The following is a 16348-nucleotide window of genomic DNA, read 5'->3' on the forward strand; positions in this document are numbered from 1 at the left end:
CGAGCGCGTCCGTGCCGGCGGTAACCGCCACGATCGAACGGATCGAGGACAGCCGCGACTTCGGGACAGTGTCATCGGGGTCGGTGCCAACGTCACTTGGCCGCGATCAGCGGCCGGCCTGCTCCGGGAAGAACTCGGTGTTGAGGACCGCGAGTGTGGCGGCGTTGGTGAGGCGGCAGATCGGGAGTTGGAGGGCGAATATGCCCTTGGCCGTCACGGCGTCGGCTCGGTCGACCGTCTTGAGCCGGCGGACGGGGAGTACGTACTCGGCCACGTCGGGATCGTTCTCGTCTCCCTGGTGGCGGTAGCTTCCGACGAGCTGCTGTTCGGCCAGGCGGACCGGGCCGTCGCCCACCATCGCGTCCGCGAAGGGTGCTCGTTCTCCGCACACTTCGCCGATCCCGACGTACCCGACCTTGGGGATGTAGACGTTGATCCGATGACCCGGTTGCGGTCGACGCAGGCCCTGGGAGAACCACTTGCCGCCGCCGGCGGAGACGAACCCGAACGTGCGGGCGTCGTCCCAGGAGCGGGTGCCGCCTTCCTCGCCCAGTGCCGCATTGAGCGGCGTCGCCCGGTCACATTCGAGACCGTCGCGAAGCAGGCCGGAGTATCCCGGTCCCGGTCCATGCCCAGCCGGGTCTGCGAGCAGAGATCGAGCGACTACGGGCAGCACACCGTCGGGAACCCATATCGCCGGTTCCCGCACGTCAGCGCACTTCGGATGCTTCGCTGCTGCGACGGCTCGAAGCCGCCTACGCGCGCATCCGGCGGCTCACCGAAGAGAACCAACAACTCCGCGAGCAACTCGCCCGTGCCCCTCGGCGAACAACGCGCCGCGACGACCCGTACCAACTCACCACGGGCAGGCGCAAGCAACCCTGTCGACGGTCACCCGGTGCCCCACCGCCGGCGTCAGCTTCCCCGCCCACCCGTTCGAGCTGATCGTGTCGAGTAGGCGGGTGCTCGGCGCGGCCCTGTGTATCCGGTTACGTCAACGGCAGGAGCGCCAGCGCCTTTTTCAGGTTGTGCTCAGCGATCCCCTGCATGAACGCCCGGTCGGGGAAGTCGCCGTCGAGGAGACGCAATGGACCGGCCACCAGCGACAGACGCATCGCGAGCATATAGAGGTCGAGGCGCTGCGGATCGAGGCCGGGCCGGGCCAGTGCGGGGTACCACTCGCCGAAGCGGAGCTGGAGGAAGACGTGCTCCCACTCGACGTCGAAGTACATCAGGCCCTCGATGTCGATCAGGACAGGGTGACCTTCGGCGTCGACCAGGACGTGGTCGGGTCCGAGTTCACCGTGGATCAGTCCGTATTGCGCGCGAGGGCTCACCCGATCAGCCAGTTCCTGCAGGCGGTCGCACAATGCCGTGCCGGCTGCCGCGATCCTGCCGTCACGCCTCGCCGCCTCCTCAAGGTCCCGCATGGCGCGGTCGAGGACCCTTCGCTCGCACGAGATCTCGGATGCGGAGCCGTCCCGCTCCAACAGGTCCACCCTGCCGTAGTGCTGGGCCTGGTGCCGGTGCATCACCTCAAGCATCTCAGCGAGGTCGCCCAGGGCTCCCGCGGCGCGCGTGGGATCGGTTTTGAAGAGTGCTTCGAGCGTGCCACCGGAGCCATCCTCGACCACGGCGACGTCCGCCGGATACCGGCGACGGCTGTCATCCGCCAGAAGCACCTGCGGAACCCGCACCCCGAGGCTGTTCAAGCTCCGCTGCGCGGTCAGGAACGGTACCAGCCCGGAGGCGGGCGCGAACGGGTCGGCCGGGTCGGCTTCGTGCGCGCCTGGCCAGAAGTTCTCAGCTTCGGCCCAGCTGTAGATGATCACACTCGCCGGGTGGCTTCCATCCAGGCGGACCCGGTACACCCCTTTCTTGCTTCCCCCGCGCAACCGGTCCACCGCGACAACGTGGCGTCCCGCTCCCAGTGCGTCACGCACGAGCCTCGACAGGTCTTCGATGTCCGCGAAATGCCGCATCCGCAGAACCTACTGAAGAGGCCGCCGCGCGTGCCACTGGATACCTCTTCCGCAGCCTCCGACTGCCGACGTGGCCGACGCCCGGGAGACCCTCCGAGAGACCGTCGACGAGCAATCCCGGGTCGGTAACGATCGGCCTGTGCCGAAAGGCCCCCAATGCCCTCACCAGCTACGTCACGGACAACGACCGCAACACAAACGCACAGGTCAACAGCCTGCCGGCTCAGCGGGTCAGCGGTTTGGATCTTCTGGGTCTGTCGGGGGCGTGCTCGGTGAGGTTGGTCCGGTGCCGACGACCGGAGGGGGCTTCTCGCTGGACGATACCGAGGCGGACCTGCGCGAGAATGAGCCCGACATGGACCGGATCCGTGCCGACCTCACCGCTGTGGCAGCCGTGGGGGATGCCGGCGGTGTGGAGCCTGACCGCCTGGCTGCGCGAGAACCCGTACGAGTCCGAGGACGGGCCCAGTCGTGCGGTGTATCCCGAGGTCTCGGAGTGGAACCGGCCGGTGGTGTGGATCGACGACGGGCGGATCGCGGTGTACGACCGGGGCGATGCCGGCAGCGGTACCGTCCACGTCCTCGACCCCACCTCGATCGAACTGCGCTCGGCGGGCGTCCGGTGGATCAAGGCGGTCGCGACGTTCCCCTGGTCGGTCGGCGATTTCGGCTTTTTCACCGACGGAGAGCATCTGCTGATCGCCGACGAGGCCGGTCTGCAGGGCGTCGACATCACCGGCGGACAGCGGGTGTTCGCGATCGACGGGTTCCGCCCGGCGCGTCAGGATCGACATACCGGAACGCTGATCCAGGTCGGCGGCGCCGGTGCCCGGTTGTGGACGCCGCCGCGGTGGACCGCGCGCGCCGGCTGAGCTGCCAGGTCCCACGGGGTGCCGAGCGGGAGAACATCCGCGAGTCCACACCGGAAGGGCTCGACACCGCCTCTCGCAAGGGCGGGCACGGCGGCCGACCGCCGGTCGTCACCGACGACATGCCGCACACCGTGCTGCGGCGCCGCGCGAACGGCGAGTCCGCCGAGCAGATCCGGCCCGACCTGATCATCCCCACCGGCAAGCGCAAGGGGCACAACCCCTCGGTGGCCGGCATCCACCGGGCACTGGCCGAGTACGCCAAACGCGAGGCGTCCCCCGAAGCTGCCGAGAAGGCCCCGCCGACTTCGCCGCCCTCCAAGCCGGCGAAGTCCCCGACCCCGCCTGCTACTTGTCACTTCGCCGTAGCTTCGGGAGAACCGGGCCTCTACCTCTGCCCCGACGACTGCGAGCCCGACCGGGGCCAACCCTGCGAACGCCTCGACCTCACCGTCGATCTCAGCGGCAAACGCCAAGGATTCGGGTCGCACCCGACGGTCCGAGACCCCCGCCCCACTCCTCCGAGGTGACTGCGCGATATTCCTTTGTCTCAGCGGGGAATGACAGCGATTTCAGGGCCGGTCGCGCCCAGGAATACGACACCGAGCAATACGTGATCTCCACCGGTATAACGACCGGCCACGGGAGTCGGTCCCGTCACGGACCGACTCCCTGCCAGAGTGGTGGGCCGACTTGGACCTCTGGGCACGTGCCAGTCGACAGACGGCCGGCCCCAGGCTGCAGGTCATTGTCGACCGTCGGTTGGGGTGCGTTGTCGTACGGTGATCGCCATGACGGGAGTCACGGGGTTGCTGGTGGATGGACGCTACCGACTGCTCGAAGCAGTCGGAGCGGGCGCGATGGGCCGGGTCTGGCGCGGTCGCGACGAGCGCCTCGACCGCGAAGTCGCGGTAAAGGAAGTCCTGTTGTCGGACGACCTGCCGAGCACGGCGCGCGAGCGGCAGATCGCCCGGACCATGCGCGAGGCACGGGCTGCGGCCCGACTGCGTCACCCCGGCATCGTCACCGTCCACGACGTGACGCTGCACGAGGGGGTGCCGTGGATCGTCATGGAGTTACTGCCCGGGCCATCCCTCGCCGCACTCATCGCCCACGAGGGCCGGCTCGATCGGGGGCGGGTCGCCGCGTTCGGCGCGGATGTCGCAGACGCGCTTGCGCACGCGCACGCCGCCGGGATCGTCCACCGAGATCTCAAGCCCGACAACGTCCTGATGGACGGGGACCGCGCCGTCATCACGGACTTCGGCATAGCCCGGATCCTCGATGCCTCGGGTCCGTTGACCAGTGTCGGCGTCATCATGGGAACCCTGCAGTACATGGCCCCGGAACAATTGGCCGGCGACCCGGTGGAGGCGCCGGCCGACCTGTGGGCCCTCGGTGCGACGCTGTACGCCGCCGTGGAGGGACATCCGCCCTACCCCGGCCGGACATGGATCGAGATCAACGAGGCCCTCCGTACGAGTCCGCCGCCGTCGGCACCGCACGCGGGACCGTTGGGCGAACTCCTGGCCGCCCTGTTGGCCAAGCTTCCTTCCGCACGCCCGGACGCGGCGACCGCAGCCCGGCTCCTGCGCGCGACGCTCGCCCTACACGACACCGGCACCCAAGGACTCGACGCCACCGCCACGCGCACGCGCCGTCAACCCCCTCGTGAACCGAATGTGGAAGCTGCCCTGACAGTCGCATCCTGATCGCTGCAAGGGCAACGAGACGCGGAACGGTCGTACGGCGAAGGCACCGCGCGACCGATCGCCCTGGCCGCACATGACAACTCGAACAACGGGCCATGGCCCTTCTTGATCGGGAAGCGGCATGGCGTCTCCTCCGGGAGCGTCACGGACATGCGATCGGTGAGTGCTTCGCGGTGGCCAAGTGCCAGTATCGGAAGGCGTTTTCGACGCCACAGCCGCGCCAAAAGGTTGGCTGACACAAGGTCGGACATCCAGGCCATGCGACGCCGCGCGGCCCCGTGAACGAACCCGGCCCACGATGGACCGCAGGGCGGAGTCGGGCACCGCGGTCCTGTCCGCATCGCCGGGTACGGCGGGCGGGACGCAACGACACGCACCCACACCGGGGAGAGCCGGCGGAACGACGAACGGCGGGACTTCGGGGCGGTCGCCGACGAATCGACGGCGCGGCTGCACGCGCGGGCGTGGACGACGGGCCAGGGGCCGAAGGCGTCGTGCGACGCGTCGGAGGTCAAAGACCCGGTTCAGTCGATGACGTGCCGAGGGGCCCTCGAGGGTGTAGCGGCCGGGGTCTTTCAGCCGGGATCGGTGGTCGCCAGGTGTTGGCGGGTGCCGGGGCCGAGGCAACGGGGATCGGTGCCCGTGACCCGGTCGCGGTAGACGTGACCGCTTCGGCATCGACCCCGGTCACACCGTCGCGTACACCGCGCCGCGGCGGACGACTTCGGCGACCGCGACCGCGACCGCGCTTGCGGGACCGGCGGGGTGGGCGCCGCCGCCCCGGCTCCGCGAGCCAGGCCGTCGAGTGCCACCCGATCGCATCCGTGCCAGGCGGCAGGGGCGTGGACCACGGCTTCCGGGGTGGCCGGCTCGGAACGGGCGGTGTCCGTGGACGCCGCCTGGGTACATTGCCCTCCGGGGGTCGGTGCGGCCCCGGTAGGTGTGGCAACTGCCGCGCGCCGCACGGGCGTCGTGGACGGTTCGAGCCGCCGGCCGACCGGCCGCCGCGGGGGAGAGTGGGGGACATGCGTTTTCTGGAGCGGGAGCGGGCCGCCGCGGCGAAGTTGTTGCCGGGGCTGGACGAGAGTCTGCAGGCGGTGCCGGCGGGGGAGTTGGAGGATCCGGCGGGACCGGGTATCGGACTCTTTCGCGACGGCGGTGGCCCCGGGCTGGTGGTTCCGGCCTCCTACGGGGGGCGCGGGGCGAGCGCGGTGGAGGCGGTGCGGGTGCAGCGCGCGCTGGCCGGCAGGTCGCCGTCGCTGGCGGCGACCTGCGCCGTGCATCACTTCTCGGTGGCGGTCCTGCTCGGCCTGGCCGCCGTCGACGACGGGGGCGTGGAGTCGTATCTCGTCCAGGGTCTGGCCGGTGGCAACAGCCTCGTGGCGTGCGACTTCCCCTACGAGGGTCCCGACGGCGCAGTCCTGGCGCCGTCGATGACCGCCGAGGTGACACCGGACGGGGTACGAGTGACCGGTGCCACGTGCGTGGGCGCCCTGGCCCGGTCGATGGACATGCTCGTTGCCGGTGTCACGATCGAGCGCACCGACGGTGGGGGCCGGGAGTCGGCGGTGGTGCTGGTGCCCGCGGAGAGCGAGGGCGTGAACGTCGACGGGACGGACGGGGAGCGGGTCACCCTCGACGACGTCGTGGTGGCCCCGGAGTTCCTGGTGCGGGCCTCGGCCCTGGACAAACCCCTGGACTCCGTGTTGACGGCCGGCTTCGCCCTGTACCAGCTGCTGGCCACGGTCGCCCACGTCGGGGCCGTCGACGCGCTGGTCGAACGGGTGCTGCGCGACGGCGGGGTGCCCGAGTCCGAACGCATCGCCCTGCTGGTGGAAACGGAAGGCGCGATGTCCGCGGTGGAGGGTGTCGCCCTGCGGATCGACGGCGGCGACCCGGACGACGCGACACTCGCCCACGCGCTGTACGTGCGCTACGGCGTCCAGGACGCCCTGGCCCGGATCGTCCCGCGCGCGGTCGAACTTCTCGGCCGCCTCGACACCGCCGACGCCGACGAGGTCGCCCACCTCGCCGGTGTCGCCGACGCGCTCGCCCTGTGCGCGCCGACCCGATCCCGGATGACCGGCCCGTTGGCGGCGTACCTGCTCGACGCGCCCCTGACCCTCACCTGATCGCGAGCAGCCCCGGCGCGGGCCCCGACCGGCCGTCGCGCACCGCACCCGACGACGGACCGTGAACGCTGCCCGAGTCCGTCGCCACGCTCCGAGTCGTTGCGTGCGTCCCCGGCCGGCCGTCGATTCCCGGCGTTGCGTACCGCACGGACGCGGACCCGTGGCGCCCACGGATCGGCGACCGGGGCGGGACGCCGGCGGATCCATGTCACCCTCGCCGTGCACCGTTTGCCGTCGCGTGGGTAACCGCCTCCTGCTGCTCCCGCAAGCCCTGCAACCACACGAAGGGATTTGCTCGTGTACTTATCCGGCAGGCGGAGGACGACGGGCCTGTTCATCGCCCTGGCCCTGCTGACGGCCCTCCTCGTGGGGCCCTTCCCGACGCAACGGGCTTATGCGGACGACGGAACGACCAACATTCTCGATCACAAGTACGGTCTCTTCGTTCACTACGTGCCCGGCCTCACGGTGAATCCCGGCGGCGCGGTCGTCGCCGACCCCGACGCCCTGGCGAACGGCTTCGACGCGACCGGGTTCGCCGACGATCTGGCCGCCGCGAAGGTGCAGTACATCGTCTTCACCGCCTGGCACTCCCGAATGGTCGCCCTGTATCCGAGCCGGAAGATGCTGGACTGGGGCCTGCCCGACCACCGCGTCGACCGCGACCTCATCGCGGACATGATCACCGCGGTCAAGGCCAAGGGCATCCACGTCTACCTCTACACCCATCCGCGCGACGGCATGGAGTTCACCGCCGCGGACAGGCAGAGGACCGGCTGGGGCACCCAACCCCACCCGCCCGACCAGCCCTGGAACCCGGGAGCGGACTTCGACCGCCCCACCTGGAACGCGTTCGTCAACGACGTCTACCAGGAGCTGATGCAACGCTACGGCGCGCGCATCGACGGCCTGTACATGGACGAGGGAAGCCCCCAGGGCGACAGCCAGACCGTCATCGACTACCCCCGACTGCGCGCCACGATCAAGGCGGTCAATCCGCGCGCCGTCCTCATCCAGAATGACTACGGCAACCTGTACGGCCTGGACAAGGGCATGAAGGAGTACTTCGGCCAGGACGAGTTCGCGCAGTCCGACGGTGACCTGTGGCCCGGCCGCGCCGAGCCGGTGGCGGCGACCTTGCGTGGAACCGGGACCTCGTGGTGGGCGTCGGAGACCGGCGGCTCCGTGAAGTACGGGCCGCGGAGCCTGTTCCGCTACACCGTCCTGGAGGCCGCCACCAACACCGACGGCGGCGGCACGGCCTGGGCGGCCGGCCCCTACGCCGGCGGCGGCTGGGAACCCGGCGTCATGCCCGCACTCCGGCAAGTCGGTGCCTGGATCGACCCGATCAAGAAGTCCGTCCTCGGCACCCGACCCAGCACCTCCTACCCCACCAAACCCGGAACCCGCATCACCGACCTGCCCTGGGGTGTGGCCACCAGATCACCCGACGACCGCACCGAATACCTCCACGTCCTCAACCCGCCCGCCGGACGCACCCTCGTCCTCCCGCTGCCCCGCGACGGCAAGGTCTTTTCCGCGGCCTCCCTCGTCAAGGACGGCACACCGGTGACGCTCGACCGGGACATCAACCGGGTGACCCTGACGATCCCGGGAACCTGGGACGCCAACGACACCGCGATCGAACTCACCGTCGCCGACCGCTCCGGACCCGTCGCCCTCTATCGCTGCTTCAACCCCGCCACCCAAGACCACCTGGTGACCACCGAATCCGGCTGCGAGGACCCCAGCCGCTACTCCCTGGAAGGCCCCCTCGGCTACGTCCACCGCAACCAGGCCGCAGGCACGGTTCCCCTCTACCGCTGCTTCAGCCCCGGCACCAACGATCACCTGGTGACCACCGAATCCGGTTGCGAGGACCCCAGCCACTACTCCTTCGAGGGCCTCCTCGGCCACGTCTACCGCGACCGGGTCACGGGCATGGTTCCCCTCTACCGGTGCTTCAGCCCCGGCACCCGCCAACACCTGGTCACCACCGATCCAGGCTGCGAGGATCCGAGTCGCTACGTTCTGGAGGGCCCCCTCGGCCACGTCATCGACTGAACCGGGCGAACGGCGCCCAACCGGCCCGGCAACGGGTCGATTCGGCGATCCGGGCCCACGAATACCTTCCGGTTCGCCCGCTCGACCCCGGACACACCCGACCCCGCCGACTGCTCCCTGCCCACCCCGAACAGTCGGGGCCGGCGTCGGCGGCCCCGGACCGGGGCGACGTGAGGCGAACGGCGGAGCGTATTGCAGACCGCGTTCGTTCGCGGGATGCGAGCGCTTCGAGGACTTCTCGCGATGGTTCGTTGGTAGGGCGTCGGGAGGCGGGCCCTTCTCGTCGTAGCGTTGACCGGAACGGCGAGAGCCGCACACGCTGTTCGCGTGTACGGCTCGAGTCCTGCCCGCGCAGCCGGGGTTCCCGCACGGGCGGCTACGAACGCGTGGACCAACTCGACCGGAGTGGTGTCCTCGAAGGTCTGGACCCGGTCGTCGCCTCGGTGGTCGTCCGCGGTGATCTCCCCCAGCGGCCCCCGCCCGCCGGGGTGTTCGTGGATGCCCGACCCGATGATGCGGTTGTTCACCGGGCCGAGGGGAGGGCGGATCACCACGGCAATCCTGCGGGACGCCACGCACTGGGACGAGGTTGTCGCCGCCCGGGGCTGCGAGTTCCTGGTACGGCACGGATTGTGGCACACCGGGCTGACCTGGATGGCCGACGCGGGCGTCCCCGTGCACGTGCTGCAAAAGATCGCCGGGCATGGATCGTTGTCGACGACGCAGCGGTATCGGCACCCCGAACTCCGGCAGGTTGCCGACGCTTCGGAGGCGCTTCAGGTGCATCCGGACCCGGGCTGGTCCCCACATGGTCCCCAAGAGGTCTCGGGTGATGCGTCCAACCGGTAAGTGTTCAAACCTACAAGAGGCGCTGACCTGGGCTTTTGCTCTTGTCGGCGCCTCTTGAGCACTGTCGGGGTCAGGATTCGAATCTGCGCCCCCTCGGCTCCAAGTCAAGGCATGCCCCATCGCGACCGGGCCCACCTGCTCCGTCGCAGGTGAGCGGCCTGTGCCCGCTCCGGGGCGGGTCCGCCGCAGCACTACCCGAGGTATGTTTCCGCGACTTTGATTCCAAGTCAAAGAATCATTGACTCGAAGTCAAAGTCATGTGACCGTGAAGTCCTCACACGGCGAACTCCGGGGAGCGCAACGATGGACAGTCCAGAGGTGGAAGTACTCGTGATCGGTGCCGGACCGGTCGGTCTCGCCACCGCCCTGCAACTGGGGCGGCTCGGGGTCACGACCCGGGTCGTCGAGCGCCGCGGGTCGACCTCGACGCACCCGAAGGCACACGTGGTCAACGCGCGGACGATGGAGCTCTTTCGCGACTGGGGCGTATCGGAGCGTGTGCGCGCCGCCGCGCTGCCGGTGGAGCGGGCCGTGGGCATCGGCTGGATGACGCGGATGGCCGGCCTCGAACTGGGCCGGATCATGGCGGACGAGCAGCCCGGCGAACCCGCGGGGGGCTCCGCCGACTCCAGCGAGCCGGCGCTCTCGTGTCCGCAGGACGACCTCGAACCGATCCTGCTCGCCGCCGTGCGCGAACTGGGGATCCGGGTGGACTTCGGCGTCGAGGCGATCGGCGTCGAACAGGACGAGACCGGCGTGGACGTGACGGTGCGCCGTCGACCGGGCACCGCCGAGCCGGCGCCCGAGCCCACACTCCGGCAGGCCCGCGGGGAAGCCGCCCGCGAGTCGGTGGAAACGCTCCGGGCCCGCTACGTGGTCGCCGCCGACGGCGCCCGCAGCCCCGTCCGCGAGCATCTGGGCATCCGCGCCGCCGCGCTCGCGCCGGCCGGCCACCTGATCAACGTCTACTTCCATGCCGACCTGACCGAGTTCGCCCGCGAACGGCCTTACCTGGTCTGGTGGATCCTCAACGGAGACACCCAGGGCGCCTTCATCACCCTGGACGGCATCGGCCGCTGGACCTACAACTTCGCCTTCGACCCCGAGCGGGAACACCGCGACACGTACACCCCCGAGCGCTGCGCGGAGATCGTGCGTCGCGCGGTCGGCGTGCCCGACCTGAAGGTCGACGTGCGCAGCACGCTGCCGTGGACGCTGGAGATCGCGATCGCCGAACGGTTCCGCGCGGGGCGGGTGTTCCTCGCGGGCGACGCGGCGCACCGGTTCCCGCCCACCGGCGGCTTCGGGATGAACACCGGTGTACAGGACGCGCACAACCTCGCCTGGAAACTCGCCGCGGTGCTGCGCGGACACGCCGGCGACGGCCTGTTGGACACCTACGAGGCGGAGCGGATGGAGGTCGCCGAGTTCAATGCCGCGCAGAGCATGCGCAACGCCGAGCGGATGGCGGCCACCGGCGCGATGTTCACCGACGCGGCGGCGCTGTCCGCCATCGAGGAGCCCGAAGGGCAGCCGGACGGCGACGCGTTGCGGGCCCGGCTGGCCGCCGGGATCCCCGCGCAACGGGAGCACTTCTTCTTCCGCGGGCAGGTGTTCGGCTACACCTACTCGTCGGCGGGCGTGGTCGCCGACGGCACGCTCGCGCGGCGCTCCACGATCACCGACTACGTCGCGAACGCCCGCCCCGGCGCGCTCGCGCCGCACACGTGGTTCCGCACCCCCGACGGCACGCGGTTGGCCTCGGTCGACCTGGTGCGGGGCGGATTCCTGTTGCTGGCGGGCCCGTTGGGGCAGGACTGGTTGGCCGCCGCCCGGCAGGCGGAGTCGTGCCTGGGCGTGGAGATCGCCGCCTACCGGGTGGGCCCCGGCGCCGAACTGGAGGACGAGGGCGGTGGTTGGCAGGAGTTGTACGGGGTCGGCCCCACCGGCTGCGTCCTGGTGCGCCCCGACGGCCACGTGGCCTTCCGGAGCGCGCACGCCGACCCCGGGACGCGGGCCGACCTCGTCTCGGTGCTCTCCCGAGTACTCGCGAAGAGCCCCCGGCCGAGCCGGGGGTGAAGCTCCGCCGGCCGTTGGACCCCGCCGCGAATACGGCGGGTCCGCCCAGCTTTTCGTTCGTTTTCGTCCGTTCTTCATTCGCACAGCAGGGAGTTCGATCGTGGCCGCCAACCAACGCCTCGCGCACGTGGTGCTGCAAACCAATCGCAAGGACGAGATGTGCGCGTGGTACTGCCGGGTTCTCGGCGCCCATGTCGTGCACCGCACCGACCAGGTGACGTTCCTGACCTTCGACGAGGAGCACCACCGGCTCGCGCTGATCGGCGCGCCGATCGAGCTCACCGAGCGCACCCCGCTGACCGTGGGCATGCAACACGCCGCCTACACGTTCGGTTCGCTCACCGATCTGCTGGACCGCTACGTGGAGTTGCGCGAGGCGGGCATCCGTCCGCACGTGTGCGTCGCGCACGGCCCCACGACCTCGCTGTACTACCGCGACCCGGACGGCAACCTGGTCGAGTTGCAGATCGACGTCTTCGCGACCACGGCGCAGGTGAACGAGTACCTGGCCGGGCCGGAGTTCACCGCCGACCCGATCGGACCGGCGTTCGACCCCGAGCGACTCCTGACGGACTACGCCGGCGGGACCCCCACCACGGTGCTCACCGGCCGCACCTGGGCGTTGGCCGGCCCCGAGATGAGCCACCCGCTGGCGGCGCTGGGCTCCGACCGCCCCGCCCACCCGGTGTCGGCCGACTGATGCGCCGGAACCACGGGTGCGGGCGGCGATTCGTCCGCGAGATTCGGGAAGGATCGAAGTGACGGCCACAGATGCGACGGCCACGGAAGCCACGGCCGCGGACGTGACGGCCGCGGAGCCGACGGCGACGGTCGTCCGCCGCGCCGGCCTGACGGGCCGTTACACCGAGCCCGAGGGGCAGGTGTTCCTCTCCGGCGTACAGGCGCTCGTCCGGCTGATCCTGGACCAACGCCGAGCGGACCTGGGCCGCGCCGACGCCGTGCCGGGAGCCGGGCTGGGCGCGTTCGTGTCCGGATACCAGGGCTCCCCGCTGGGCACCGTCGACCTGGAATTCGACCGACAACGCGCGCTGGTCGCGGACCTGGGCGTGGTCTTCCGCCCCGCGGTCAACGAGGAGCTCGCCGCGACCGCGGTGGCCGGCAGCCAGTTGGCGGCGACGCTTCCCTCGCACACGGTCGAGGGTGTGTTGGGGGTCTGGTACGGCAAGTCGCCGGGGCTGGATCGAGCGTCCGACGCGATCCGGCACGGCAATCTGGTCGGCGCCGGGGCCGGCGGCGTACTCATGCTGGTCGGCGACGACCCGGCCGCCAAGTCCTCCACCGTCCCCGGGGCCTCCGAGGCGATGTTGGCCGCGCTGGGCGTGCCGGTCCTGCACCCGGGCAACGTGCAGGAGCTGATCGACCTCGGCCGGCACGCCATCGCGTGCTCGCGCGACTCGGGCCTGTGGACCGCGTTGAAGGTGGTCACCCGCGTCGCCGACGCCACCGCGACGGTGGCCGTGGGCGCCGACCGTTTCCACCCGGAGCCGCCGGCGGGCAAGCCGCATCGACCCGACGCGCTGATGATCGGGCCCAGGCTCGTGGAACTGGAACGCGACCTGGTCGAGACCCGCCTCGAACGTGCCCGCGCCTACGGCCGACGCCACGGCCTGAGCCGCCTCACCCACCCGGCGCCGGACGCCAAGCTGGGCATCGTCACGGCCGGCACCGCCTACTACGACCTGATGCAGGCGATCGGGCATCTGGGCATCGACGAGGGGCTGGTGCGGATCCTCAAGGTCGAGCTGATCCACCCGTTCGACGAGGACGCGGTCCGCGACTTCGCCGCCGGCCTGGCCGAGGTGCTCGTCCTGGAGGAGAAGGGGCCGTTCCTGGAACGGTCGGTCAAGGAGGCGCTGTACGCGACGCCGACGCCGCCCAGGGTGACCGGCCGGCGCGACGAGCGCGGGGCGCCGCTGGTGCCCGGGGCCGGCGTGCTGGACGCGACCTCCGTCGGCCGGGTGGTCGCGGCCCGGCTGGCGGTGCACACCGACGTGCCGTTGCCGCATCCGCGCCTGGCACAGGCGGAGACGGTCCGGCGGCGCACCCTGCCGCTGATCGACCAACGCACGCCGTTCTTCTGCTCCGGCTGCCCACACAACACCTCGACCAAGACCCCCGACGACGCACTGGTGGGCGCGGGCATCGGCTGCCACGGCATGGTCATGGTCAACCAGGCCGGCCACGGCGAGATCACCGGTGTCACCCAGATGGGCGGGGAGGGCGCGCAGTGGATCGGGATGGCCCCCTTCGTCAGCCGTCGGCACCTGATCCAAAACCTCGGCGACGGCACCTTCGCCCACTCCGGCTCGCTGGCCATCCGGGCCGCCGTCGCGGCGGGCGTCGACATCACCTACAAGCTCCTGTACAACGACGCCGTCGCGATGACCGGCGGGCAGAGCGCGCCGGGCAAGTTGTCCGTACCCGCGATCACCCGCCTGCTCGAAGCCGAGGGCGTACGGCGGATCGTGATCACTACCGAGGACACCAGGCGCTACCGCCGGGTACGCCTGGCCCGGATCGCGCGGGTGCGTCCGCGTGAGCAACTGGCCGACGTACAGCGCGAACTCGCCGAGATCCCCGGTGTGACCGTGCTCATCCACGACCAACTGTGCGCGATCGAGAAGCGCCGCAAGCGCAAGCGCGGCGAACTCCCGGACCCGGCCGAGCGGGTGCTCGTCAACGAGCGCATCTGCGAGGGCTGCGGCGACTGCGGCGACGTCTCGGGCTGCCTGTCGGTGGAGCCGGTGGACACGGAGTTCGGCCGCAAGACCCGGATCCACCAGTCGTCGTGCACCAAGGACTTCTCCTGCCTGCGGGGCGACTGCCCGTCCTTCCTGACGGTGACGCCGGGCCGAAACGCGGGCACGGCACCGGCCGAGCCGCGGCCGACGCGACCCGACGACGCGGACCTGCCGCTGCCGCGGTTTCGACTGCCCGCCGCCGACGTCCGGGTCCGGATGGTCGGCATCGGCGGCACCGGCGTGGTCACCGTCGCCCAGGTGCTCGGCGCCGCCGCGATCCTCGACGGCCTGCACACCGGCGGCCTCGACCAGACCGGGCTCAGCCAAAAGGCCGGACCGGTGGTGTCGGACCTGCGGATCGCCGCCGGCCCGGTGACCGAGTCGGCGACCGTGTCGATCGGCGCGGTCGACCTGCTGCTCGGGCTCGACCTGCTCGGCACCGCGTCCGCCGCGAACCTGGCCAACGCGAGCGCCGAACACACGATCGCCGTGGTCTGCGACAGCATCGTGCCCACCGGCCGGATGGCCGTGGACGTGAGCGCGCCGGCCCCCGATCCGGCGGCTGCCAGGGCCGTGGTCGACGCGTGCACGCGCCGCGCGGACAACCTCTACTGCGACGCCCGGGCGCTCGCCGAGCGGGTGTTCGGCGACCACATGCCGACCAACGTGATCATGCTGGGCGTCGCCTGGCAGCACGGCATGTTGCCGATCTCGCTGGACTCGATGCGGGAGGCGTTCCGGGTCAACGGCACCGCCGTCGAGCAGAACCTGGCCGCGTTCGCGTGGGGTCGCGCGGTGGTGGCCATGCCGGAGGTCGTGCGGCGGGCCCTGGATCCGGCCGATCCGGGCATGGTCCCGGATCCGGTCGTCGCGGCCATGATCGACCGAGTCGCCGCCGAGGGTGGCGAGCTGCGCCGGCTTCTGGAGATTCGAGTTCCGGAACTGATCGCCTATCAGGACGCCGGATACGCCCGTCGATACCTCGAATTCGTCGCGCACGCCCACGAGATCGAGTCGCGGCGCGTGCCCGGTTCCACCGCCGTCGGCGAAGCCGTGGCGCGGGGCCTGTTCAAGCTGATGGCCTACAAGGACGAGTACGAGGTCGCCCGGCTGCATCTGCGGATGATCGAGACGCTGCCCGCGGGCTCGCGCTTCGCCGTCCACCTGCACCCGCCGGTGTTGCGCGCGATGGGCATGCAACGCAAGATCAAGCTCGGCCCGTGGAGCACACCCCTGTTTCGAGTCCTGTACGGCGCACGGCGGTTGCGCGGCAGCAGGTTCGATCCGATGGGCCTCGGCCCGGTCCGGCGCACCGAGCGGGCGCTGATCGGCGAATACCTCGACCACGTCGAGGAAGGGCTGCGGGTGCTCACCCCGCGGTCGCGCGAACTGGTCGCCGAACTCTGCGATCTGCCCGACGTGGTGCGTGGTTACGAGCAGATCAAGCTCGCGGGCGTCGAACGCTTCCGGGACCGCGCTCGCGCGCTGCGCGAGCAACTGTCCGCAGGTGACGCGTGAGCGGCATCGATGGCCACGGAACCGCCCTGTTCGAGACCGACCATCGCGAGAACGAGACGAGGAAGACCATGTTGATGCACGTGGTGCTCGCCACCTGGAAGCCCGACGTGAGCGCGTCGGACATCGCCGGGATCCGGACCGCCGTCGAGCGGTTCGCCGAGGAGATTCCCGGGATCCGCGATGTTCGGGCGGGCGCCGACCTGGGACTGCGCGAGGACAACGCCGACTTCGCGATGACCGCGGTCTTCGCCGACGTCGATGCGCTGGACCGCTTCGTCGAACACCCGGCCCACGTCCGGGTGTCCGCGCGGCTGGCTCCGCTGGTGGCCTCGGTCCACCGGATCCAGTTCCCGCTCGCCGGCGCCGAACCCGTGGGTTGAG

The 16348-nt window shown here is 70.7% G+C and carries 12 protein-coding genes; 10 read left to right on the top strand and 2 right to left on the bottom strand.

Annotated elements, in window-relative coordinates:
• Positions 1-106 precede the first annotated feature (106 nt).
• On the bottom strand, positions 107-676 hold the full coding sequence (locus ACFXMF_RS21920) for a hypothetical protein (RefSeq protein WP_379988840.1): 570 nt from the start codon (positions 674-676) through the stop codon (positions 107-109).
• Between the two features lie 313 nt (positions 677-989).
• Positions 990-1982 (bottom strand): phosphotransferase, encoded by a 993-nt coding sequence (locus tag ACFXMF_RS21925; protein WP_379988827.1) that lies wholly within the window; start codon positions 1980-1982, stop codon positions 990-992.
• A 368-nt stretch (positions 1983-2350) separates the two neighbouring features.
• On the opposite strand from ACFXMF_RS21925, the gene ACFXMF_RS21930 reads away from it, so the two are divergent.
• The 10 genes from ACFXMF_RS21930 to ACFXMF_RS21975 all read left to right on the top strand — a co-directional run bounded on the left by ACFXMF_RS21930 (position 2351) and on the right by ACFXMF_RS21975 (position 16347).
• Positions 2351-2854 carry a hypothetical protein gene (locus ACFXMF_RS21930; protein ID WP_379988825.1) on the top strand — a complete coding sequence of 168 codons (504 nt, stop codon included), beginning with the start codon at positions 2351-2353 and terminating at the stop codon, positions 2852-2854.
• Positions 2818-3381: a hypothetical protein gene (locus tag ACFXMF_RS21935; protein ID WP_379988824.1), complete on the top strand. Its 564-nt coding sequence runs from the start codon at positions 2818-2820 to the stop codon at positions 3379-3381. Before ACFXMF_RS21930 ends, ACFXMF_RS21935 begins: the two co-directional genes overlap by 37 nt.
• A gap of 261 nt (positions 3382-3642) precedes the next feature.
• Positions 3643-4563: a serine/threonine-protein kinase gene (locus ACFXMF_RS21940; protein ID WP_379988823.1), complete on the top strand. Its 921-nt coding sequence runs from the start codon at positions 3643-3645 to the stop codon at positions 4561-4563.
• A gap of 1025 nt (positions 4564-5588) precedes the next feature.
• Positions 5589-6695, top strand: coding sequence for an acyl-CoA dehydrogenase (locus ACFXMF_RS21945; protein WP_360322021.1), 1107 nt, complete (start codon positions 5589-5591; stop codon positions 6693-6695).
• A gap of 297 nt (positions 6696-6992) precedes the next feature.
• Positions 6993-8759, top strand: a complete 1767-nt coding sequence (locus ACFXMF_RS21950) for an alpha-L-fucosidase (RefSeq protein ID WP_379988822.1) — start codon at positions 6993-6995, stop codon at positions 8757-8759.
• Positions 8760-9257: 498 nt separating this feature from the next.
• The gene (locus ACFXMF_RS21955; protein WP_379988821.1) at positions 9258-9608 is read left to right on the top strand and encodes a tyrosine-type recombinase/integrase; all 351 of its coding nucleotides are present in this window, start codon (positions 9258-9260) and stop codon (positions 9606-9608) included.
• Positions 9609-9911: 303 nt separating this feature from the next.
• Complete coding sequence (locus tag ACFXMF_RS21960) at positions 9912-11687, top strand: FAD-dependent monooxygenase (RefSeq protein ID WP_379988820.1); 1776 nt, start codon at positions 9912-9914, stop codon at positions 11685-11687.
• A gap of 100 nt (positions 11688-11787) precedes the next feature.
• On the top strand, positions 11788-12387 hold the full coding sequence (locus ACFXMF_RS21965; protein WP_360322009.1) for a VOC family protein: 600 nt from the start codon (positions 11788-11790) through the stop codon (positions 12385-12387).
• Between the two features lie 58 nt (positions 12388-12445).
• Positions 12446-15967 carry an indolepyruvate ferredoxin oxidoreductase family protein gene (locus ACFXMF_RS21970; RefSeq protein ID WP_380017694.1) on the top strand — a complete coding sequence of 1174 codons (3522 nt, stop codon included), beginning with the start codon at positions 12446-12448 and terminating at the stop codon, positions 15965-15967.
• Entirely contained in the window at positions 15964-16347 is a 384-nt protein-coding gene (locus ACFXMF_RS21975) for a Dabb family protein (RefSeq protein ID WP_379991962.1), read from the top strand. The genes ACFXMF_RS21970 and ACFXMF_RS21975 overlap by 4 nt, the downstream gene beginning before the upstream one ends.
• Position 16348 lies beyond the last annotated feature (1 nt).

This window comes from Embleya sp. NPDC059213 (genome assembly GCF_042754445.1).
Lineage (GTDB): Bacteria > Actinomycetota > Actinomycetes > Streptomycetales > Streptomycetaceae > Embleya.